The organism is Amycolatopsis sp. NPDC003731 (genome assembly GCF_053586895.1).
This window is the reverse complement of sequence record NZ_JBSFNC010000155.1, coordinates 1-20,870: the sequence shown is the minus strand read 5'-3', so window position 1 is coordinate 20,870 and position 20,870 is coordinate 1. Positions and strand designations below refer to the sequence as shown.

21 protein-coding genes and 1 pseudogene are annotated in these 20,870 nt (G+C 72.9%); 13 read left to right on the top strand and 9 right to left on the bottom strand.

Going from position 1 to position 20,870, the window contains the following annotated elements; genetic code table 11:
* Both ACWDN5_RS39365 and ACWDN5_RS39360 read right to left on the bottom strand, forming a co-directional pair.
* Positions 1-842: PepSY domain-containing protein (locus ACWDN5_RS39365; protein WP_449679858.1), on the bottom strand; the 842-nt coding region annotated here is incomplete at its 3' end.
* Positions 843-1,222: 380 nt separating this feature from the next.
* On the bottom strand, positions 1,223-2,509 hold the full coding sequence (locus tag ACWDN5_RS39360) for a helix-turn-helix domain-containing protein (RefSeq protein WP_449679857.1): 1,287 nt from the start codon (positions 2,507-2,509) through the stop codon (positions 1,223-1,225).
* 120 nt (positions 2,510-2,629) lie between these two features.
* Here ACWDN5_RS39360 and ACWDN5_RS39355 point away from each other — a divergent pair, with 120 nt between their 5' ends.
* The 4 genes and pseudogenes from ACWDN5_RS39355 to ACWDN5_RS39340 form a co-directional block, all read left to right on the top strand.
* Complete coding sequence (locus tag ACWDN5_RS39355; RefSeq protein WP_449679856.1) at positions 2,630-4,462, top strand: glycoside hydrolase family 9 protein; 1,833 nt, start codon at positions 2,630-2,632, stop codon at positions 4,460-4,462.
* Between the two features lie 9 nt (positions 4,463-4,471).
* On the top strand, positions 4,472-5,257 hold the full coding sequence (locus ACWDN5_RS39350) for an LOG family protein (RefSeq protein WP_091304403.1): 786 nt from the start codon (positions 4,472-4,474) through the stop codon (positions 5,255-5,257).
* On the top strand, positions 5,257-5,841 hold the full coding sequence (locus ACWDN5_RS39345; protein ID WP_449679855.1) for an LOG family protein: 585 nt from the start codon (positions 5,257-5,259) through the stop codon (positions 5,839-5,841). The genes ACWDN5_RS39350 and ACWDN5_RS39345 overlap by 1 nt, the downstream gene beginning before the upstream one ends.
* A gap of 139 nt (positions 5,842-5,980) precedes the next feature.
* Positions 5,981-6,442, top strand: a pseudogene (locus ACWDN5_RS39340) (hypothetical protein); the annotation flags it as partial.
* Here the strand turns inward: ACWDN5_RS39340 and ACWDN5_RS39335 are convergent.
* Positions 6,439-7,113 (bottom strand): lysophospholipid acyltransferase family protein, encoded by a 675-nt coding sequence (locus ACWDN5_RS39335; protein ID WP_449679854.1) that lies wholly within the window; start codon positions 7,111-7,113, stop codon positions 6,439-6,441. The pseudogene ACWDN5_RS39340 and the gene ACWDN5_RS39335 sit on opposite strands and share 4 nt — an antisense overlap.
* A 51-nt stretch (positions 7,114-7,164) precedes the next feature.
* Here ACWDN5_RS39335 and ACWDN5_RS39330 point away from each other — a divergent pair, with 51 nt between their 5' ends.
* Complete coding sequence (locus ACWDN5_RS39330; RefSeq protein ID WP_449679853.1) at positions 7,165-8,067, top strand: glucosyl-3-phosphoglycerate synthase; 903 nt, start codon at positions 7,165-7,167, stop codon at positions 8,065-8,067.
* On the opposite strand, the gene cydC is transcribed toward ACWDN5_RS39330, so the two are convergent.
* Genes cydC through ACWDN5_RS39310 form a run of 4 tightly spaced genes read right to left on the bottom strand, consistent with a single transcriptional unit; the run spans position 8,003 to position 13,299 of the window.
* Positions 8,003-9,586, bottom strand: coding sequence for a thiol reductant ABC exporter subunit CydC (gene cydC, locus ACWDN5_RS39325; protein ID WP_449679852.1), 1,584 nt, complete (start codon positions 9,584-9,586; stop codon positions 8,003-8,005). The genes ACWDN5_RS39330 and cydC overlap by 65 nt on opposite strands.
* Positions 9,583-11,139 (bottom strand): thiol reductant ABC exporter subunit CydD, encoded by a 1,557-nt coding sequence (gene cydD, locus ACWDN5_RS39320; RefSeq protein ID WP_449679851.1) that lies wholly within the window; start codon positions 11,137-11,139, stop codon positions 9,583-9,585. The genes cydC and cydD overlap by 4 nt, the downstream gene beginning before the upstream one ends.
* A 9-nt stretch (positions 11,140-11,148) precedes the next feature.
* A complete protein-coding gene (gene cydB, locus ACWDN5_RS39315) occupies positions 11,149-12,135 on the bottom strand; it encodes a cytochrome d ubiquinol oxidase subunit II (RefSeq protein WP_449679850.1) in 987 nt (328 codons plus the stop codon).
* Between the two features lie 3 nt (positions 12,136-12,138).
* On the bottom strand, positions 12,139-13,299 hold the full coding sequence (locus tag ACWDN5_RS39310; RefSeq protein WP_449679849.1) for a cytochrome ubiquinol oxidase subunit I: 1,161 nt from the start codon (positions 13,297-13,299) through the stop codon (positions 12,139-12,141).
* A 60-nt stretch (positions 13,300-13,359) separates the two neighbouring features.
* On the opposite strand from ACWDN5_RS39310, the gene ACWDN5_RS39305 reads away from it, so the two are divergent.
* The 5 genes from ACWDN5_RS39305 to ACWDN5_RS39285 are packed head-to-tail and all read left to right on the top strand — an operon-like array spanning position 13,360 to position 15,679.
* Complete coding sequence (locus ACWDN5_RS39305) at positions 13,360-13,677, top strand: helix-turn-helix transcriptional regulator (RefSeq protein ID WP_091304396.1); 318 nt, start codon at positions 13,360-13,362, stop codon at positions 13,675-13,677.
* The gene (locus ACWDN5_RS39300) at positions 13,674-14,342 is read left to right on the top strand and encodes a permease prefix domain 1-containing protein (protein ID WP_310970841.1); all 669 of its coding nucleotides are present in this window, start codon (positions 13,674-13,676) and stop codon (positions 14,340-14,342) included. Before ACWDN5_RS39305 ends, ACWDN5_RS39300 begins: the two co-directional genes overlap by 4 nt.
* Positions 14,339-14,668: a DivIVA domain-containing protein gene (locus tag ACWDN5_RS39295; protein ID WP_449679848.1), complete on the top strand. Its 330-nt coding sequence runs from the start codon at positions 14,339-14,341 to the stop codon at positions 14,666-14,668. Before ACWDN5_RS39300 ends, ACWDN5_RS39295 begins: the two co-directional genes overlap by 4 nt.
* Entirely contained in the window at positions 14,665-15,123 is a 459-nt protein-coding gene (locus ACWDN5_RS39290; protein ID WP_310970837.1) for an SRPBCC family protein, read from the top strand. Before ACWDN5_RS39295 ends, ACWDN5_RS39290 begins: the two co-directional genes overlap by 4 nt.
* Positions 15,116-15,679 (top strand): DNA-3-methyladenine glycosylase I, encoded by a 564-nt coding sequence (locus tag ACWDN5_RS39285; RefSeq protein ID WP_449679847.1) that lies wholly within the window; start codon positions 15,116-15,118, stop codon positions 15,677-15,679. The genes ACWDN5_RS39290 and ACWDN5_RS39285 overlap by 8 nt, the downstream gene beginning before the upstream one ends.
* A 20-nt stretch (positions 15,680-15,699) precedes the next feature.
* On the opposite strand, the gene ACWDN5_RS39280 is transcribed toward ACWDN5_RS39285, so the two are convergent.
* Complete coding sequence (locus tag ACWDN5_RS39280; protein WP_310970834.1) at positions 15,700-16,494, bottom strand: enoyl-CoA hydratase-related protein; 795 nt, start codon at positions 16,492-16,494, stop codon at positions 15,700-15,702.
* Positions 16,495-16,692: 198 nt separating this feature from the next.
* Here ACWDN5_RS39280 and ACWDN5_RS39275 point away from each other — a divergent pair, with 198 nt between their 5' ends.
* Both ACWDN5_RS39275 and ACWDN5_RS39270 read left to right on the top strand, forming a co-directional pair.
* On the top strand, positions 16,693-16,860 hold the full coding sequence (locus ACWDN5_RS39275; RefSeq protein ID WP_013222969.1) for a DUF3117 domain-containing protein: 168 nt from the start codon (positions 16,693-16,695) through the stop codon (positions 16,858-16,860).
* A gap of 90 nt (positions 16,861-16,950) precedes the next feature.
* Positions 16,951-18,402 (top strand): leucyl aminopeptidase family protein, encoded by a 1,452-nt coding sequence (locus tag ACWDN5_RS39270; protein WP_449679846.1) that lies wholly within the window; start codon positions 16,951-16,953, stop codon positions 18,400-18,402.
* Here the strand turns inward: ACWDN5_RS39270 and ACWDN5_RS39265 are convergent.
* Positions 18,327-19,298 carry a LysR family transcriptional regulator gene (locus ACWDN5_RS39265; protein ID WP_449679845.1) on the bottom strand — a complete coding sequence of 324 codons (972 nt, stop codon included), beginning with the start codon at positions 19,296-19,298 and terminating at the stop codon, positions 18,327-18,329. The two genes, ACWDN5_RS39270 and ACWDN5_RS39265, sit on opposite strands and share 76 nt — an antisense overlap.
* 62 nt (positions 19,299-19,360) lie before the next feature.
* On the opposite strand from ACWDN5_RS39265, the gene ACWDN5_RS39260 reads away from it, so the two are divergent.
* Entirely contained in the window at positions 19,361-20,539 is a 1,179-nt protein-coding gene (locus ACWDN5_RS39260) for an MFS transporter (protein ID WP_449679844.1), read from the top strand.
* The last annotated feature ends 331 nt before the right edge of the window (positions 20,540-20,870 follow it).

Genomic DNA, 20,870 nt, shown 5'->3' with positions numbered 1-20,870 from the left:
CCGTCGATGCCGGTGCGGCCGAGCCACTCGCCGAGCATCTTCCACTCGGTCTGGACGCTGTAGAGGACGTCGACGCAGCCGGTCTCGAGGTCGGTGCCCGAGCCGTTGCCCCAGGTGTTGGTGCTCTTCGTGAAGATCGAGCCGCCTTCGCGGCCGCAGGCGATGCCGCGGCGGCCGGGGTCGGTCATCGAGTACGAGCTGCCGGAGCCGGAGGTGTCGATCGAGACGGTGCCGGCGTAGTAGGAGTTGCCGGTGCCGGCCTCGCGGACGTCGTCCCGCGTGTCGAGGACCTTCCCCGTCGCGCCGTCGACGAAGACGTGCAGGCGGGTGGGCTTGCCGTTCGTGCGGCCGCTGACGACGACCTCGTAGGCGAGCTTCGGGGCGTCCCCGGCCAGCACGACCAGCTTCGGCGCCTCGGCCTTGTCCACGGCGGAAACCTGGCTCTTGGCGACCTTCGTGGCCTGCTCGGCCTTCAGCGTGGCCTGCGTGCCGACGGTGAGCGGGGCGGTGTGCGCGGCTTCGGTGCCGCGGACGTGCCCGGCGCCGTCGGCGACGACCACCGCGTCCCCGCCGATGACCGGCAGGCCGTGGTAGGTGCGCTGGTAGGAGGCGTAGTAGAGCCCGCCGCCACCCGGGGTGACTCCGGTGCGGACGAAGGCCTCCCCGGCACCCTTCGCGAGCCGGTCGGCGCCGCTGAGGGCGGCCTGGTCGGCGGCGCGGGCGGCGAGCGCCTCGGGCGGGGTGGCGGCGGGAGGATGGGGGGCGGCGGCGGCCGGGATCGCCGGCACCGCGAACGTCAGGGCCAGGCCGGCGATCGCCGCCAGCCCACGTGGGGATCTCATGGGGAACCTTTCCGGGGACCGGGGAGGAGTGTGCCCAGAGGAATAACTGCTGTTATTGCGCCGGACGCGTCCGAGTAAAGGTTCCGCCCGCGGACGGGTCAATGGGCCGAACGGAGCAGCGCGGCTCGGTGGCGATCGGCCGGAGCCGGACAAAACCGCAGGTCGCGAGCGAAGAGCGGACTGGTCTGAACCAATTCACAGACTTTCGTAGGAAAGTTGCTTTGGTTCGGACCACTGGGCCCGCTGGTCCGCACCGGACGACACGCGTACCCCAAGGGACGACACGCGTACACAGCTGGACGACACGAAGCCGGCGCCCCTCCCGCATGTGTCGTCCGTCTGGATGCGCGTGTCGTCCATCCAGGTACGCGTGTCGTCCGTTACGGCTCGGCGCCGGTCGCCGAGTCCAGGCCGCGCCGGTAGGCCTCGACGGCTTCGTCGAGATGACCACGTTGTCGGAGCGCGTCACCGAGTCGCAGGGCGGTCGAAACCGCCGCGCCGTGCAGGGATGCCCCCGTCTGGATCTCGAAGGCCTCGCGCAGCAGGCGGGTCGCCGTCTCGGCGTCCCCCCGGGCCGCGGCGATCTGGCCCAGCAGGCTGGTCGCCTCGCCCAGCGACTCGACGTCCCGGGACAGCAGCTCGCGGACCTCGGAAACGAGCGAGGCCGCCTCCTCCGGCGCTCCCTGCCGGAGCCGGACCTCGGCCAGTTCGAGCGTCGCTCCGGCGAAGCCCTCGTCGGCGCCGATCGCCGCCAGCTGGTCACGGGCCGCCGTCAGTTCCGCGCGGGCCTCGTCGAGGCGGTTCAGGTGGCGCAGCAGGTAGCCGCGGGCCCAGCGGCAGCGGGCCGCGTCGCGGTCGAACCCGACGGACGCGAACAGCCGGCACGCCTCGGTGAGGTCCTCGTCCGCGCGGTCCGCGCGGCCGGTCGCCTGCCAGACCTGCGAGGCCTGCCGGTGGAACCGCGCGACGAAGTCCGGCCGGGTCGCTGCCCGCGCCAGCCGCCGCCCGTCCTCGGCCGCGCGGCGGGCCCGGTGCAGGCCGCCCATCTCCATCAGCGGGTGGATCAACGCCGTGAGCAGGCACAGTTCGGCATCCGGGTCGGCCGGCCGCGCGGCCAGCTCGGCCTCGACCCGCGCGATCGCCGTGCCCGCGTCGCCGCGCTGGAACCGGCAGCCCGACCACCGGTGCACGATCATCGCCCGCAGCCACGGCGGTGCCGCGCCGGCCAGTTCTTCGGCGTGCTCCAGTGCCTCCTGCGCTCCCGAGACGTCGAAGAGTTGCCACTTCACCTCGGCCTGGCAGAACCGGGCGTAGCACTCGACGTCGTCGAGGTGGTAGCCCGCCGCCTGCTTGCCCACGGCCGCGAACCGCTCCTCGGCGGCGGCGATCCGGCCCTGCTCCAGGTCGCGGTAGCCCTCGTCCAGCGCGGCGCGCAGCTCGTCGGCGACGCCGGGTGGCCGGCCGAACCGCAGCTCGTCGACGGTCAGCCCGAGCCGGCCGGCCAGGTAGGCGAGCATCTCCTCCGACGGCGGGCGGCTGCCGGTTTCGACCTTCGCCAGGAACCCCCGGTCGTACCCCGGCTCGGCCAGCTCGCGCTGGGTCCACCCGCGGCCGGTGCGCAGCCGCCGGATCCGCGCTCCGAGCGGTTCGGCGGGGGCACTGGTCATCTCCCCACGGTAGGTCATCGGCGCCGCGGCCGCGGAAACGGACATATTGACGCCTCCGGGCACCCCGGGATAGCGTTCTCCGCTAAATAGGAAACTTTCCTAACAAAGTGGAGGCCGATCATGCGCCTGCTTCCCCTCGCGACGGCGGCCGTGCTCGCCGTGCCCCTCACGGCCACCCCGGCCGAGGCCGCGACGCCGGCCGAGGTCCGGGTCGACCAAGTCGGCTACGCGCTGGGCGAGGCGAAGCACGCGTACCTGCTCGGCGGCACGGCCGGGAAGTTCGCCGTCGTCGACGAGCGCGGCCGGGTGGTGCGCGAAGGCCGCACCGGCGCGAGCCTGGGCGCCTGGAACGCACGGTACCCGGCGGTGTTCGACCTGGATCTGTCCGGTGTGGACAGACCGGGCACGTACCGGGTCACGGCCGCCGGAGCGACGTCGCCGCCGTTCCGGATCGACACCGCACGCCGCCTGTTCCGCCCGCTGGTGCGGGCCACCACCGAGTTCTTCCAGGCCCAGCGCGACGGCCACGACGTCATCCCCGGCCGGCTCGACCGCAAGCCGTCGCACCTGGCCGACCGGACGGCGACCGTCTACGCGGAGCCGAAGTTCGAAGGTGAAGGCGGGGACGAGATCGTCGAACCGCTGAAGCCGCAGGGCGGCCCGGTCGACGTCGAAGGCGGCTGGGTCGACGCCGGCGACTTCGTGAAGTTCACCTCCAACACCGCGTATTCGCTGGCCGAGCTCGGTTTCGTGCTGCGTGAGGACCCGGATCCGGTGCTGGCCAAGGAGGTCCGCTTCGGCCTCGACTGGCTCGACAAGGTCTGGGACGGCCGCACGAAGACGCTGTACGCCCAGGTCGGCATCGGCACCGGCAGCGAGGAGTTCGGCTTCCTCGGCGACCACGACGTCTGGCGCAACCCGCAGGACGACGACGCGCTCGACGTCAAGCCCGGCGACCCCGCCTACTTCGTGAAGTACCGGCCGGTGTTCCCTGCGGCCCCGGCGGGCGCGCCGCTGTCGCCGAACCTGGCCGGCCGCGTCGCGGCGGCGTTCGCGCTGGGTGCGCAGGTGTCCGCACACCGCGACCCGCGGCTCGCCCGCCACTACCTGACCGAGGCGGCGGCCGTCTTCGCGCAGGCCAAGACGACTGGCGTCGGCGAGCTCGTCACCGCGTTCCCGCACGCCTACTACCCGGAATCGTCGTGGGAGGACGACTTGGAGCTGGGCGCGACCCAGCTCGCCCTGGCGGCCCGGGCCTTGAAGGACCCGCGAGCCGACGGCTGGGCCCGCGACGCGGCGAAGTGGGCGAAGGCCTACATCGGCAGCGGTGACACGAGCACGCTGAACCTCTACGACACGAGCGCGCTCGCCCACGCCGACCTGGCCGGCCTGCTGCGCACCGGCGTCCCGGGCGCGGCGCTCGGCGTCCGCGACCTGGCCGCCGACCTGCGGCGCCAGCTCGACTCCGGTGTCGAGGCGGCGAAGACGAGTCCATTCCGGACAGCGGTCGACGTCACCGACTTCGACGCGGCCAGCAAGAGCTTCGGCTTCGCCGCCACCGCGCGGCTGTACCAGCGCGTCACCGGCGATGCGCGGTACGCCGCGTTCGGCGCGCGGCAACGGAACTTCACCCTCGGGGCCAACGCCTGGGGCGTCTCCCTCGTGGTCGGCGTCGGCACGACGTCGCCGCAGTGCCCGCACCACCAGGCCGCGAACCTCGCCGGACCTTCGAAAGTGCTGTACGGCGCGGTCGTGAACGGCCCGAACGGCGCGGACAACTTCGCCGACCTGCCGTTCCCGGCGGGCGCCACGGAGTGCACCCGTCCGTATGAATCCTTCGACGGGCGGGGAAGCCGCTACGCCGACGACCTGAGTTCATGGCCCAGCAACGAGCCCGCCATCGACTTCACCTCCACGGCGCTGTTGGCATTCTCGCTGGCGGGCAGGCCGTAGCATGGGGAAGTGAGCGAACAGTCTGAATGGCCGGACGGCCAGTACCCCGAACGCCCGGTGGAGCGGCACAAGGGCCCGGTCGTGCTGCGCCGCGACCGCCGCGACCAGGGCAGCACCACCGACCAGCGGCTCCTGGACTCGCGCGGCCCGAGCGACTGGGTGCACACCGACCCGTGGCGCGTGCTGCGGATCCAGGCCGAGTTCGTCGAAGGCTTCGGCGCGCTCGCCGAGGTCCCGCGGGCGGTGACCGTGTTCGGCTCGGCCCGCACCAAGCGCGACAACCCGGAGTACGAGCTCGGCCGCAAGATCGGCGGGGCGCTGGCCAACGCCGGGTTCGCGGTGATGACCGGCGGCGGGCCGGGCGCGATGGAGGCGGTCAACCGCGGCGCGGCCGAGGCCGGCGGCTTCTCCGTCGGGCTCGGCATCGAGCTGCCGTTCGAGCAGGGCCTGAACCCGTGGGTCGACCTCGGCGTCAACTTCCGCTACTTCTTCGCCCGCAAGACGATGTTCATCAAGTATTCGCAGGCCTTCATCTGCCTCCCCGGCGGCTTCGGCACGCTCGACGAGCTGTTCGAGGCGCTGACCCTGGTGCAGACGAAGAAGGTCACGAAGTTCCCGGTGGTGCTGTTCGGCAGCGACTACTGGGGCGGCCTCTACGACTGGATCAAGAACTCGGTCATGGCCGAGGGCAAGATCAGCCCGCACGACCTGGACCTGCTGCACGTCACCGACGACATCGACGACGCCGTCCGCGTGGTCCAGGAGTCCTACCAGGCGTGGGAGGACACGCACTGATGCGGCGGATCTGTGTCTTCTGCGGCTCGTCCATGGGCTTTTCGCCCCGGTACGCGGAGCAGGCGGCGGCGCTCGGGAAGCTGCTGGCCCAGCGCGGCATCGGCCTGGTGTACGGCGGCGCGAGCGTCGGCACGATGGGCGTGGTCGCCGACGCCGCCCTGGCCGCGGGCGGCGAGGTGATCGGCGTGATCCCGGAGGCGCTGTCGTCGGTCGAGATCGCCCACGCCGGGCTGTCGGAGCTGCACGTGGTCGCGGACATGCACGAGCGCAAGGCCAAGATGGCGGCCCTCTCCGACGGCTTCGTGGCGCTGCCGGGCGGCGCGGGCACCCTGGAGGAGCTGTTCGAGGTCTGGACGTGGGCCCAGCTCGGCCTGCACGGGAAGCCGATCGGTCTGGTCGACGTCGACGGGTACTACGCGCCGCTGCTGGCGTTCGCCGACCACATGGTGACGGAGGGCTTCGTCCAGGACGGCTACCGGAAGCTCCTGCTGACCGACGCCGACCCGGCCGCGCTGCTGGACAAGTTCGAGGCGTACGAACCGCCGGCCCCGCCGAAATGGGCGAACGAACCGCCGGGGATCTGACGTCGTGAACCCGCGGGTCGGCTGGCCGGCCGCCGGGAGGAGTGGTGGCGGCGGTTCACGTGGGCGTCGGAGCTCGCCCTCTCCGAGTCGCCGGCGAAGCGGGTGGCCGGACTGAAACTGCTGGCGAAGGGCGACGCCCGCGCGCTTGGCCGAGCGGTTCGGGCATTCCGGACCAGCCACGAACGCCATGCTCCGGCGGCTGCAGCGTGACGGCCTGATCAGCGGCTCGGGGGAGCCTCCGCTCCTCCTCACCCCCGCGGGTGCGCAAGTCCGCGACGCCTTCGACCGCCTCGACCGGGATCTGATCCTGGGCTGGCCGGTCTGGGCCGACGTCGAGGGCGCCGTCCTCGAGGTGCTCAACGCCCTCACCGGCCACTCGGGCGAGCGGGCCGGCTGGATCTTGACCCGGCAGGGGACCGACGAAGTCCGCATCGGCAACCTGACGGAGGCCGAAGTCGGGGTCGTCCTGGCGGCGGTGGCGGACTGGACCTCGCGCCACCCCGGTTCGGACGTGGACGTCCGCCGGGGCACCCGAGCGGCCGAAGTGCGAGCCGAAGACGCGGACAACGTGGCCGCGTTGGTTGCGGCCCTCGCGGACTAAGCCACGCCCTCGCTCGGCCGCTTGTGGTAGGTGTCCACGTACTCCTGCCCCGAGATCTCTAGGATCGCGTACATCACCTCGTCGGTGACCGACCGCCGGATCGCCGGGGCGTAGTCCTGGCCCTCGTAGCGCGAAAAGTCCAGGGGCTTGCCGAACGTGATGCCGATCTCCGCCAGCCGGGGGATGCGGGCGCCGCCCGGCTGGAGCTTCTCCGTGCCCGTCAGCGCGACCGGGACCACCTTCGCGCCGGTCGCCAGGGCCAGGGCCGCGACACCGGTGTGGCCCCGGTGCAGCCGGCCGTCCAGTGACCGCGTGCCCTCCGGGTAGATCGCGAAGACGCCGCCCGCGTCGAGGACCTTGCGGGCCGCCTCCAGGGCCGCCAGCCCGGCCTGGGCGTTGCCGCGCTCGACCGGGACGTAGCCGAGGCCGCCGAGAAAGCCCGCCAAGGCCTTGCCCTTGAGGCCCTTGCCGACGAAGTACTCCGCCTTGCCGAGGAACTTGACCTGCCGCGGGGTCGCGAACGTGATCACGCCGGTGTCGAGGGCGGCCCGGTGGTTGGCCGCCAGCAGCACCGGGCCGGTGAGCGGCACGTTCTCCACGCCGTGCACTTCGGGCCGGTACACCGCCCTGACCAGCGGTCCCAGCACGAACCGGACAAGCAGCGCGATCAAGTGGTCCTCCTCCTCGGGTGCGGTGCCCCCAGCATGGCACGATCGTTACTCGTGAGTTGGTTCGAGCGGCGTACGTGGCAGGAGCCCGGTTGGACGCCCGCGGACATCGTGGCCGCGAAGGGTGACCGGACGGTTTCGGTCGTGCTACCGGCGCTGGACGAAGAGCGAACCGTGGGTGACGTCGTCGCGTCGGTGCGTCCCCTCCTCGGGAATGTCGTCGACGAGCTCGTCGTCGTCGATTCGGGTTCCACGGACAAGACGGTGGAAACCGCCGAGGCCGCGGGCGCGCGGGTGGTCCGCCGCGAGGACGTCCTGCCGGACCTGCCGCCGGTGCCCGGCAAGGGCGAGGTGCTGTGGCGCTCCCTGGCCGCGACCAGCGGCGACTTCGTCGTCTTCCTCGACTCCGACCTGGTCGGCCCGGACCCGGCGTTCGTGCCCTCGCTGCTCGGCCCGCTGGTCACCGAAAGCGGCGTCCACCTGGTCAAGGGCTTCTACCGCCGCCCGCTGCGGCTGGAGAGCAGCGGCGGCGGGCGCGTCACCGAGCTGCTGGCGCGGCCGGTGCTCTCGGCGCTGCGCCCGGCGCTCGGCGGCCTGATCCAGCCCCTCGGCGGCGAGTACGCGGGTACCCGCGATTTCCTCGGGTCGGTGCCGTTCGCGGCCGGCTACGGCGTCGAGATCGGCCTGCTGCTCGACGCCGAGGCGCGGTACGGCCTCGACGGGCTCGCGCAGGTCAACCTGGGTGTCCGCAAGCACCGGAACCGGTCGCTCGCCCAGCTGGGCGCGATGTCCCGGCAGATCCTCGGCACCGCGCTCGACCGCTGCGGCGTCCCGGCGGCCGACGCGCCGTTCACGCAGTTCGTGCAGGTCGACGAGGAGTGGCTGCCGGACGTCACGGAGGTCCGGGTCGCCGACCGGCCGCCGATGCGGGACGTACTCGCCCGTCCTCGAGGGTGAGGACCTCGTCGAAGCCGGCGAGGTGCTCGGGGCGGTGGGTGACGAGCACCACGCTGCCTTCGGCCTTCGCGAGGACCCGCGCCAGGACGGCGTCGCCGTGGGCCGGGTCGAGGCCTTCGACGGGCTCGTCGAGCACCAGGACCTTCGGTGCGGCCAGGACGGCCCTGGCGAGGACCAGCCGCTGCCGCTGACCGCCGGACAGCGCCTCGCCGTCGGGGCCGGTATCGCGGTCGAGGTCCAGGTCGAAGCCGGCGGTTCCGCAGGCTTCCCGCAGCTCGTCGTCAGTCGCGTCAGGCTTGGCGAGCAGGAGGTTCTCGCGGACGGTCGCGTGGAAGACGTGGGCGTCGGCTTCGGCGCCCGAGACGACCGCCGGCAGGTCCCGGTACTCGCCCAGTGGATGGCCGTCGAGGGTGACCCGGCCGTCGGTGGGCGCCTGGGTGCCGAGCAGGAGGCGGAGCAGCGTCGTCTTCCCGGCGCCGCTGGGTCCGAGGATCCCGACGCGCTTGCCGGGCGGCAGGTCGAGGTCGACGTCCTTGAGCGCCGGGGGCCGTCCGGGGTGCCGGACACCGGCCTTTTCGAGCCGGAAATGGCCGGCTCGCGCGGTACGGGTGCCGTCCGGGACGGCGGGTTCGGCGAGCACGGCCCGCACCCGGGCGGCGGACGCGCGGATCTCGGGCACGCGCCGGGCCGCGCCGATCAGCGGGAGGACGACCTCGAAGGCCGTCACCGCCGCCAGGGTCAGTGCCGCGGTCCACGGAACCGAGGCGTGGCAGAGCAGCGCGACGGCGACGGCGGTGCCCAGCTGCACGAGCACGCCGGCCGCGCTGAGCAGGGCGGTCTTGGCCGAGGCCACCCGCTCGCCCGCGGTGATCTCGCCGACGACGTGCGTGGCGCGTTGCCGGTGTTCTTCGAGCGCTCCGGCGGCGACGAGCTCCCGGTGCCCGGTGACGAGCTCGACGGCCCGCTCGGCGAGTTCGGCCCGCTTCGGGGCACTGTCCCGCGCCGCCTCGGCGGTGAGGCGGACGACCAGCCACGGAAGAACCACCCCCGCGACGACCAGCCCGGCAGCCAGCGCCCCGGCGGCCGGCAGCGACGCGGTGGCCGTGACACCGACGGCGACGGCCCCCACGAGCCCGGCGACCCCGGCAGGCAGCAGCCACCGCAGGACGGCGTCCTGCAGAGCGTCCACATCGGACACCAGCCGGGTGACGAGGTCGCCGCCGGAGTACCGGGTCCCGGGGACGAGAGCCTGGTAGACGCGGGTCCGCAGCGCGCCGAGCCACCGGAGGACGACGTCGTGCCCGGCGAGCCGTTCGGCGTACCGGAGGCCACCGCGGAGGAGGGCGAGGGTGCGGACGGCGACGATGGCGACGGTGAGGGCGGCGAGCGGCGGCCGTTCGGCGGCCCGCAGCAGCAGCCAGGCGGCGGTGGCCATGAGGGCCAGGGCGGCCAGCTCGGCGGCGGCCCCGAGCAGGGCGGCGCGGAGGAGCCGGAGGACGTCCTTGGCGGACGGGTTCACGCCGCCACCTCCGCGCCGACGCGGCCGCCCCGGAGTTCGATGACCCGGTCGGCCAGGGAGACCATCGCCGGGCGGTGGGCCACCAGCACCGCCGTCCGGCCCGGGAGCAGCCGCCGGGTCGCCGACAGCACGGTGTCCTCCGTCTTGGCGTCCAGCCGTGCCGTCGGCTCGTCGAGGAGGAGCAAGCCCGCCGAAGTCCGGGCGAGCGCCCGCGCGAGACCTACCCGCTGCCGCTGCCCGGCCGACAGGACTTCGCCCAGCTCACCCACCGGCGTCTGGTAACCCGCCGGGAGCCCCGCCGCCACCGAGTCCAGGGCCGCCGCCCGGGCCGCCGCCGGGATGTCCGCCGAGGGGACGCCGAGAGCGATGTTCGAAGCCAGCGGCCCCCGGAACAACGTCGGCCGCTGCGGCACCCACGCCACGTCGGCCAGCCAGTCCGCGGGCGACAGGGAACGCAGGTCCACCCCGTCGACCAGGACCCGGCCCGCGGACGGCGGCACGAATCCCAGCAGCACCGCCAGCACCGTGCTCTTGCCCGCCCCGCTCGGCCCGGCCAGCGCCACCCGCGCCCCGGGCGGCACCGAGAAGTCCACTTCGGACAGTGCCGGCACCCCGTCGTAGGCGACCGAGACCCGCTCGAAGACGACCGAAGGCGCACCCCGCCGCCGGGTGAGAACCGCCGAGCGGGACCGGACGACCGGCACGGCGAGGGCCTCCCGCAGCGCCGCCAGCCCTTCCGCCGCCGCGTGGAACTTCGCGCCCGCCGCCCGCAGCGGCAGGTACGCCTCGGGTGTCAGCAGCAGGATCAGCAGCGCCGGCCGCGCTTCCAGCCCGCCCGAGAGCAGCCGGAACCCGATCGGCACCGCGACCAGCGCGACCGAGAGCGTCGCCACCAGTTCCAGGACCAGCGCCGAAAGGAACGCCACCCGCAACGTCTTCATGGTCGCGTCGGCGTGCGCGGCCGCCATCGAACGTACGGTCGCGGCCTGCTCGGCGGCCCGGCCGAACACCTTCGACGTCCCGAGCCCGCGGACGGCGTCCAGGAAGTGCCCGCCCAGCTTCGTCAGCAGCTCCCACTGGACGGCCGCCTTCGCCTGCTTCCCGACCAGGACCGCGAACACCGGGATCAGCGGCAAGGTGACGACCACGACCAGCGCCGAGGTCAGGTCCGTGGTGAACAGCCGCACGATCACCGCGACCGGCACCACCACCGACACCACCAGGGACGGCAGGTACCCGGTCAGGTAGCTGTCCGTGGCGTCGACCCCGCGCGTGATCTGCGTCGCGACGACGCCGGCCCGGTCCGAAGCGGACCCGAGCAGCCGGCGCCGCAGCGCACCGCGGACCGACGCCGCGAACCGTCCATTGAGGACGCCGTGTCCCCACGCGAGCAAAGTCCGCGCGGCGATGGCCACGACCAGGAGCAGCGATACGCCGCCACCGGTGAGCAGCGTGGCGAGCCCTTCGGCCTGGAGGAGCACCGAAGCCGCGGTGAGCACCGCGAGCACTCCCAACGCGAGCAGGTACCGCCGGAGTCCGGGCAGTGCAGGCACGACGTCCCCCTAGAAGTGCAGCAGCGAGCGCTGGTCGACGGGACGGCGGTGGGCGCGCCAGGTCAGCCACTGCACCACCACCAGCACGAGCACCGCGGGTGGTGCGAACCAGGCGAGCACGGCGAACGTCTCCGCCGCCGTCGCCGCCTGGTCGAGCGTCAGCGCGTACCCCGGCGAAGCCAGCACGGTGGGAAACCGCAGCGTCCCGGCGAGCAGCGCCGGGCAGGCGGCCAGGACCATCGACCCGACGAGCGCGACCCGGTACCGCCGCGCCGCCAGCCCGAGCCGGGCCACGGCGAACGCCGCGAACGCCACCGCGGCCACGACCGCACCGAGCACCGAACCGCCGTCGAGCGCGAAGAAGCCCCATACCGCGGCGATCACGAGGAACGCCAGCACCGGCGCCGAGAAGGCGCGCGCCAGCCGCACCGCGCGGCCGGCCAGCTCGGCCGGGGCCCGCACGGCCAGGAAAGCCGCGCCCTGCAAGCAGAACAGCGCGACGAACCCGAGTCCCCACAGCACCGCGTACGGGGAGAACAACGCGAGGACGTCTCCCGAAGGCGAGCCGTCCGGGGACAGCGGCAGCCCGAGGACGAGGTTGCCGAGGAACAGGCCCCACGACAGCGCCGTCACCAGCGCACCGCCGACGATGCCCGCCGTCCAGGCGCCGCGGCGGGCGTCCGGGCGGCGGCTGCGCAGCTGCATCGACGCGGTGAACGTCACCAGGCCGAGCAGGAGCGTCACGACCAGGACGTACGCCCCGGCGAACACCTTGCCCTCCAGGTGCGGGAACGCGCCGAAGAGCAGGCCGACGGCCGCGATCAGCCACACCTCGTTGGCCAGGAAGAACGGCCCGAGCGCACCGAGCGTCTGACGCCGCCGACGCTCGTCGGCCTCGAACGCGGGCAGCAGCATGCCGACGCCGTAGTCGTACCCGGCCAGCGCGAAGTAGCCGCAGGTCAGCAGGCCCAGGATGCCCCACCAGAAGGTCGTCATCGGTCAGACTCCGCTCAGGACGGGCTGTCCGGCGGGCGCCTCGGCCGGCTCCGGGCCGCGCTTGGCGACGCGCGCCATGAGCACCCAGTCGGCCACCGCGAGCGCGGCGAACAGCAGTGTGAAAGCGATGAAGGAGAACAGGATCTGGCCGGCCGGGACGTCCGCGATCGCGTCGGCGGTGCGCAGCTTCCCCCAGACCAGCCACGGCTGGCGGCCGAGCTCGCGCACCAGCCAGCCCATGATCGCGGCGGCGAATGGCAGCGGGATGGCCGCGACCATCAGGTAGTGCAGGAACCGCGCCTTCGTGAGCCAGTTCCGGAACAGCAGGAGCGTGCCGAGGAGCGCGCAGAGGAACATCAGGAACCCCAGCCCGATCATGGCGCCGAGCGGCACGCCGACCGCGCTTTCGCCCAGCTTGTCCGGCTGGTACGTCTTCAGCTCGCCGAACTGCGCGAAGCCCTGGTTGACGACGAAGATCGAGCCGACGAGCGCCGCCACCACACCGATTCGCATCGACCGCCGGAAGAACTCGACCTCGGTGGTGCGCTTGAGGAAGTGCCAGGCGCTGACGCCGACGACGAAGAACCCGCCGGTCACCAACGCGGCGCTGAGGACGTGCGGCAGGGACGCGACCAGCGCAGGGTTCGAGAACAGCGCGCCGAAGTCGTCGAGGCGCAGGCTGCCGTCCTCGACCCGGCTGCCGACCGGGTTCTGGAGGAACGAGTTGGCCAGCATGATGAACAGCGCCGACGCGTACGCGGTCAGCGTGACCAGCCAGAGCAGCGTCAGGTGCAGCCACTTGTTCATCCGCCCGAAGCCGAAGATCCACAGGCCGAGGAAGGTCGATTCGAGGAAGAACGCGACCAGCGTCTCGATGGCCAGCGGCGCGCCGAAGACGTCGCCGGCGAAGGCGGACAGGCCGGTCCAGGTCAGCCCGAACTGGAACTCCATCACGATGCCGGTGCCGATCCCGAGCGCGTAGTTGATCACGTACAGGCGGCCCCAGAAGCGCGTCATCCGCAGGAGCTCCGGCTTGCCGCCGAGCGTCCAGCGCGTCTGCAGCACCGCCACCAGCGTGACCAGCCCCAGCGTGAGCAGCACGAACAGGAAGTGGAACGAGGTCGTCGTCGCGAACTGGAGTCTCGCGATCGGAAGAGCGTTCATGTAGGCAGGCTACACATAGCCTGCCTACATGTAGTGAGCCGACGTGTAGACTGCATACCCATGAAGGCGGACACCCTGCGCGGACACCTCGACGCGTTGCTGCTGGCCGTGCTCGACGGCCGGAAACTGCACGGCTACGCGATCATCGAGGCCCTCCAGCTGCGCAGCGACGGCGCGCTCGACCTGCCCACCGGCACCGTGTACCCGGCGCTGCGCCGGCTCGAGCGGGCCGGCTGGCTGGCCAGCGAATGGGACGTCGTGTCCGGCCGCAAGCGGCGGACCTACCGGCTCACCCGCTCCGGCGAGCAGGCCCTGGCCGCGGAACGCGCCGAGTGGCGGGAGTTCACCACGGTCATCGGGGGAGTGCTGGGGACATGATCGACGAGTACCTGGGGGAGCTGGACCGCAGGCTGCACGGCTGCGGCCGGTTCAAGGCCGACCTGCTCGGTGAGGCCCGCGACGGGCTGCACGACGCCGCCGACGCCTACCGCGCGGGCGGCTGGAGCGACGAGGACGCGCAGCGCCGGGCCGTCGCCGACTTCGGCCCGGCGGCCGTCGTCGCCCGCGACTACCAGGCCGAGCTGGGCATGCTCAGCGGCGTCCGGACGCTGTGGAAGCTGGTGCTGGGCGTCCCGGCGATGCAGATCGCGTGGGACTACGCGCGGATCCTCACCTTCGGCGAGTGGACGAAACTTTCGACGCCGACGCCGGAGTGGTACCGCGTGATCGCGCACGCCACGCACGGTGCCGTGTTCGTCGTGCCGGTGATCGGCCTGATCGCCCTGGTCGGCATCCGGTGGCTGTCGCGCCGGCTCGACGCCGTCCGGCTGTCCCGGTTCTGCGGCGCGCTGATCGCGCTGGCCGTCGGCATCAACCTGGCCTCGGTGGGGCTGGTGATCGGCTCGACCGGCCTCGTCGACGTCTCCCGGCTGTTCTTGAGCGTTCCCTGCGTCCTGCTGATGGTCGCCTGGGTGGCGCTTTCCGTCCGGCTCGTCGTGCTCGCGAGACGATCCTGGGGTGGGTATGCCACGATCGTCGCGTGACGACCGCGCTGATCTACCTCGTAGTCATGCTGCTGGTGGCGGCCGTGGTGTTCCTGCTCGCCGCGGTGGTGTTCGGCCGGGGTGAGGAGCTCGCCCCGCTGCCGCCGGGCAGCTCGCCCACCCGGCTGCCCGCCGAGGACATCACCGGCGAGGACCTGACCGAGGTCCGGTTCCAGCTGGTGCTGCGCGGCTACAAGATGTCCGAAGTGGACTGGGTGATGCGGCGGCTCGGCGTCGAGCTCGACGAGCTGCGCGCCCGCGTCGCCGAACTGGAGCAGCGCGAACGCGAGCGGGAGAGCACGTCCTCGCCCGAGGCTTCCCCGTGACGGACCTGATCCTCTCGGTCGACGTCCGCGCCCCGGCCGGGACGACCTGGCTCGCGCTGACCGACTGGGCGCGCCAGGGCGAGTGGATGCTCGGCACCGACGTCGAGGTGGTCGAGGGCAACGGCCGCAGCGTCGGCTCGCGGCTCTCGGCGTTCACCGGCGTGGCCGGGGTCGGCTTCACCGACACCATGGAGATCACCAGCTGGGAGCCGCCGGTGCGGTGCGGGGTCCGGCACCTCGGCAGCGTCGTGGCCGGCACCGGCGTGTTCCAGGTCGTCCCGAAGGGCGCGGCGCGCTCGACGTTCGTGTGGGCCGAGCACCTGCGGCTGCCGTTCGGGCCGCTGGGCCGGCTCGGCTGGCCGGTCGTGCGGCCGGCGTTCGCGCTGGGGGTGCGCCTGTCGCTGCGGCGGTTCGCGCGGTTCGCGGAAAACTATTCGGTGGGTGGGGATGAGTGAGCTTCTCGGCGCCGACGGCGTCGCGCGGTGCAGCTGGGGCAATTCGACCCCGGATTACGCTGCGTACCACGACGAGGAGTGGGGTGTTCCGCTCCACGGGCAGGACGAGCTGTACGAGCGGCTGTGCCTCGAGTCGTTCCAGTCGGGGCTGTCGTGGATCACGATCCTGCGCAAGCGCGAAGGCTTCCGGAAGGCGTTCAAGCGGTTCAAGCCGGCGAAGGTGGCGAAGTTCGGCGACGCCGACGTCGAGCGGCTGATGCAGGACGCCTCGATCGTGCGGAACCGGGCGAAGATCCTGGCCGCGATCAAGAACGCCCAGGCGATCGCCGCGCTGGACACCCCGCTGGACGATCTGCTGTGGTCCTTCGCGCCCTCTTCGCACAAGCGCCCGCAGACGATGGCCGACGTCCCGGCCATCACCGACGAGTCCAAGGCGATGGCCAAGGAGCTGAAGAAGCGCGGGTTCGTCTTCCTCGGCCCGACCACGTGCTACGCGCTGATGCAGGCCACCGGGATGGTCGACGACCACGTCGCCGGCTGCTTCCGGGCGGCCTGAGCCCGGAAGCAGCCGCGGCGTCACTTGCCCTGGAAGGCCGGCTTGCGCTTGCCGACGAAGGCCTCGACGGCCTCGGTGTGGTCGGCGGTCGCGCCGAGCGCGGTCTGGGCGGCGTCCTCGGCGTCGAGGGCCTCCTCGAACGTCGACTGCGCGGCCAGGTTGAGCACGCCCTTGATCTTCGCGTAGGCGACGGTCGGGCCGGCCGCGAGCTTCGCCGCCACCTTCTGGGCGCGGGCGGCGAGCTCTTCGTCCGGCACGACCTCGCCGACCAGGCCGAGCCGCAGCGCCTCGGCCGCGTCGACGGTCCGGGCCAGCAGCATCAGCTCGGCGGCGCGGCCGTAGCCGACCAGCCGCTGCAGCGTCCAGGACGCGCCCGAGTCCGGGCCGAGCCCGACGTTGGCGAAGGCCATCAGGAACGACGACGACTCGGCGGCGATCCGCAGGTCGCTGGCGTAGGCGAAGGCGGCCCCGGCGCCGGCGGCGGTGCCGTTGACCGCCGCGATCACCGGCTTGGGCATGGCCACGATCGCTTTGACGATCGGGTTGTAGTGCTCCTTCACGGTGTGTAGCGGGGCGGGGTCACCCGCTTGCAGCAGCCCCACGTGCTCCTTCAAGTCCTGGCCGGCGCAGAACGCCTTGCCGGAACCGGTCAGCACGACCGCGCGGACTCCCTCGTCGCCGGACGCCTCGCGCAGTGCCGCGAGCAGTGCTTCCTTCAGCTCCACGGTCAGCGAGTTGTACGCCTGCGGCCGGTTGAGGGTGAGGGTGCGCACCCCGTCGGCGTCGGCGGTCAACAGGACGTCGGATGTGGTCACGTCTTCTCCTTGCGCGGAAAACTTCGGTCGGCCGAGAGTCTTTCACCTCGCGCGGGCCGCATACCAGCACCGATACGGCGGCAAAAGATCGGTCCGCTGATGCGCCCGGCCGCTGATGAGGGACAATGGACACCAGACCCGGCTGGCTTTCACGCGAGCGCGACCCGGGCGCGCCGGTTGAGACGGAGGGAGCACGCTATGGCGGCCATGAAGCCCCGGACCGGAGATGGTCCCCTCGAAGTGACTAAGGAGGGGCGGGGCCTCGTGATGCGCGTACCGCTCGAAGGTGGTGGGCGACTCGTCGTCGAACTCTCCGCGGAAGAAGCGAAGGACCTCGGCGCCGCATTGGCGGAGGTCACCGGCTGAGCCGGCTCCCTCGATCCGTCCTTCCGTCGCACCCCGGTCTCCCTGCGGAGGCCGGGGTCGCGGTTCCTCTGCGCCCGAAGGTTGCTCACTGTGCGTAATCCGCTACCGCCCGTTCCGGCTACTCTGCTCGACATCGAAGTCGCGGCCGACCTCCGCCGCGGCGTCCCGACGGCCCGGCTGGTGGCCGCGCCCGACAACGATGACGTCGAGCCCTTGGAGATCGAGGGCGTCCGGATCACCGGCAAGGCGGGCGACGTCCAGACGGTGCCCGGCAGCGGGCCGCGCTGGATCGCGGGCCTCGGCGGCGGTGAGCCGAAGGAGTACCGCAAGACGGGCGCGGCGCTGGTCCGCGCGCTGAACGCGGCGCTGGCCGAAGACGTCGAGAACGGCGGAAAAGCGTTCCGCGCGGTGCAGCTGGAACTGCCCGAGGAGGCCTCCGGCGAGCACGTCACCGAACTCGCGCTGGGCCTCCTGCTGGGCGGCTACCGGTACAAGGTGACCGGCGAAGCGCCTTCGCCGTCCGTGCGGACGATCCGGCTCGTGGGGGAGGACCCGGCGTTGCCGGCGCTGGTCGAGCACGCTTCGGCGCTGGCCGCGGCGACGGCGCTGACGCGGGACCTCGCGAACACGCCGTCCAACGTGAAGACCCCGGCCTGGCTGGCGGACACGGCCGCCCGCGTGGCCGGCCCGCGCGTCGAGGTGACGGTGCGGGACGAGAAGTGGCTCGCGGCCGAAGGTTTCGGCGGCGTGCTGGCCGTCGGCGGCGGTTCCGCGCGGCCGCCGCGGCTGATCGAGATGGCGTACCAGCCGCCGGGGGCTTCGACGCACCTGCTCCTGGTGGGCAAGGGCATCACGTTCGACACGGGCGGCCTGTCGATCAAGCCGGCCGACGGGATGCACCTGATGCGCACGGACATGGCGGGCGGCGCGGCGGTGATTTCGGCGATCCGGGCCATCGCGGCGCTGGGGCTGCCGGTCCGGGTGACGGCGCTGGTGCCGTGCGCGGAGAACCACGTGTCGGGGTCGTCGTACCGGCCGGGCGACATCGTCCGGCACTACGGCGGCAAGACGACCGAGGTGGGCAACACCGACGCCGAGGGCCGGATGGTCCTGGCCGACGCGCTGGTCTACGGGATCCGCCGGTTCTCACCGGACTACGTGGTCGACGCGGCGACGCTGACCGGTGCGATGAAGGTCTCGCTCGGCCTGCGCACGGGCGGCCTGTTCGCCTCGGACTCTTCGCTGGCGGCCGCGGTGGTTTCGGCGGGCGCGCGCGTGGGCGAGGCGTGGTGGCGGATGCCGCTGGTGGAGGACTACGCGGAGAACGTCCGCGGCGAGTTCGGCGACGTCCGGCAGACGCCCGGCGGCCCGGGCGGCATCACGGCGGCGTTGTTCCTGCGGGAGTTCACCTCGGGCCTGCCGTGGGCGCACCTGGACATCGCGGGCCCGGCCCGGTCGGAGAAGAACTACGACGAGGTGGTCCCGGGCGCGACGGGCTTCGCCGCGCGGACGCTGGTGGAACTGGCGGCTTCGCTGGGCTGACGGCCGGCCGTTTCCAGGACGTGGTCGCGGAACCCGGTGACCGCCGGGGTCAGCGGCTCCTCCGCCCGCCACACGAGCCCGATCGTCCGGAACGGCGGCGGCGCCAGCGGCACTTCCGCCACGCCGGCCGGCGTGCCCGGCCCGAACCGCGGCAGCAGTGCCACGCCCAGGCCCGCCGCCACCAGGCCGCGCACGGTGTCCGACTCTTGGCCTTCGAACGCGATCCGCGGCGTGAAGCCCGCTGCCGCGCAGAGCTCGTCCGTCAGCGTCCGGACGCCGTACCCTTGCTCGAGCAGCACGAACTCCTCGTCGGCGAGTTCCGCCACCCGCACCTCCCGGCGTCCCGCCAGCCGGTGGCCCGCCGGAACCGACAGCAGGATCTCCTCGTCCACCAGGCCCGCGCCGGCCAGCACCGGCACGTCGGGCAGCGGCGCCACCAGGGCGAGGTCCAGCTCGCCGCCGGTCAGCCGGTCGACCATGTCCTGGCGCGAGCCCTGGACCAGCGTGAACCGCACGCCGGGGTAGCGCGCCCGGTACCCGCGCAGCAGCGACGGCACCAGCGACCGCCCGAGCAGGTGCAGGAACCCGAGCACGACGTGCCCCGACTCCGGCGACACCTCCTCGCGCGCCAGCCGCACGCCGGCGTCGAGCGCCGCCAGCCCACGCTCGGCCGCCTCGGCGAGCAGCTCTGCCGCGCGCGTCAGCCGGATGCCACGGCCGTCCGGAACGGTCAGTGGCGCCCCGAGCGCGTCCGCCAGCGCCGCGAGCCGGCGGCTGACGGTCGGTTGCGGGACACCCAGCAGTTCGGCCGCGCGTGTGACGTTCCTCGTCTCCCGGAGCGCGGCGAGCAATGGCAGGTGCGGCGCGACCTGCGCGGACAGCGAGTCATACGACACCGTATCGATTGTGCCACCCGGGTGCATTAGACGTATTGGTTAGTCCTGCTTACTTTCGGGAGGTGACCTCCACCCGCCGAGTCAAGACGGCCGTCGCCGCGGCCGGGATCTCCTCGTTCGCCCTGCTCTACGCGCCACAGCCGGTGTTGCCGCAGCTGGCGGCGCAGTACCACCTGGACCCGGGTGGCGCGGCGCTCGCGGTGAGCGTGGCGACCGGCGCGCTGGCCATCGCGGTGCTGCCGATCGCGGCGCTGTCGGAGGTGGTCGGCCGCCGCCCGGTGATCCTGACGTCGGTCATCGCGTCGGTGGTGTTCGGCCTCCTGCTGCCGCTGATGCCGACGTACCCGGCCCTGCTGGTGTTGCGGGCGCTGCAGGGCGTCGCGATCGCGGGCTTCCCCGGCGTGGCGGCCGCGTATCTGGCGGAGCGCCTGGGCCGCGCGGGCGTCGCGGCGGCGGTCGGAGCGATGATCGCGGGCAACACGATCGGCGGCATGCTCGGCCGGCTGGCCAGCGGCTTCACGGCAGGCCCCCTCGGCTGGCGCGGCGCCCTGCTGGTCGTGGCCTGTGTCGGGGCGGTGTGTGCCGCGGTGACGGTCGTGACGCTGCCGCCGGGCCCGCGACCGGGCCGTGCCGGTGGCGTCGGCCGCGGGCTCCTGACGGCGCTGAGCAAGCCGGTGCTGCTGGCGCAGTACGCGGTCGCGTTGCTGGCGATGGGTTCGTTCGTCGCCCTGTACAACGCGGCGGGTTTCCGGTTGACGGGGTCCCCGCTGGAGTTGTCGCCGGCGGTGGCTTCGCTGGTCTTCCTGGCTTACGCAACGGGCTCGGTGTCGTCGGCGGCGGCCGGGCGCCTGGTGGCCCGGGTGGGGCGCCGCCGGGCGTTGATCGGAGCGTTGCTGCTGACGGCGACGGGCGCGGCCCTGACGTTGCCGGACTCGTTGCCGCTGGTCATCGCGGGATTCTTGGTGCTGACCTGCGCATTCTTCGCGGCCCACGCAGTGGCGAACGGCTGGGCCGCGGCGGACGCCCCGGAGACGGCCCGCGGCCAGGTGGGCGGCATGTACACGGCGACGTATTACCTCGGCAGCAGCGTCGGCGGAGCTGCGGGGGCGTGGGTGTACGGGCATGCGGGGTGGTCGTGGCTGATCGCGGTGGTGGCGGTGTGGCTGCTGCTGGCGGTGGCCGCGGTGGGGACCGGGACGCGGGCCCGGGTTGAGCGGCGCGAGCTGGTGAACGCCGGGTGAGTGGGCGTCTTGGTGGAGTTCCGTTCCGGTATCCGAAGTCGTCGGGTGAGCGGGTGCCGCCACCCCGAAGCCCGATGGTGACTACGGCCGGCGGCACCGCGTCAAGGCGGGAAAGCGTGCCTTGACCCGGCGCCGCCGGCCGTGTTCTGGCTTCGGATCGGGGTTGCGGGGGGTGTGGGTGCCGTGGTGGCCGGGTGTGTTCCGACCCTTGCCGGCCGGTTCCGGCGAAGTCGGGCGCGCCAGCGGTGTCGCGAATGACTCATTCGGGACGTCCGAGGCTCGCCCCGGCCGACGACCGCGACCACGCGATCGTCGACGCCGCCATCACCGC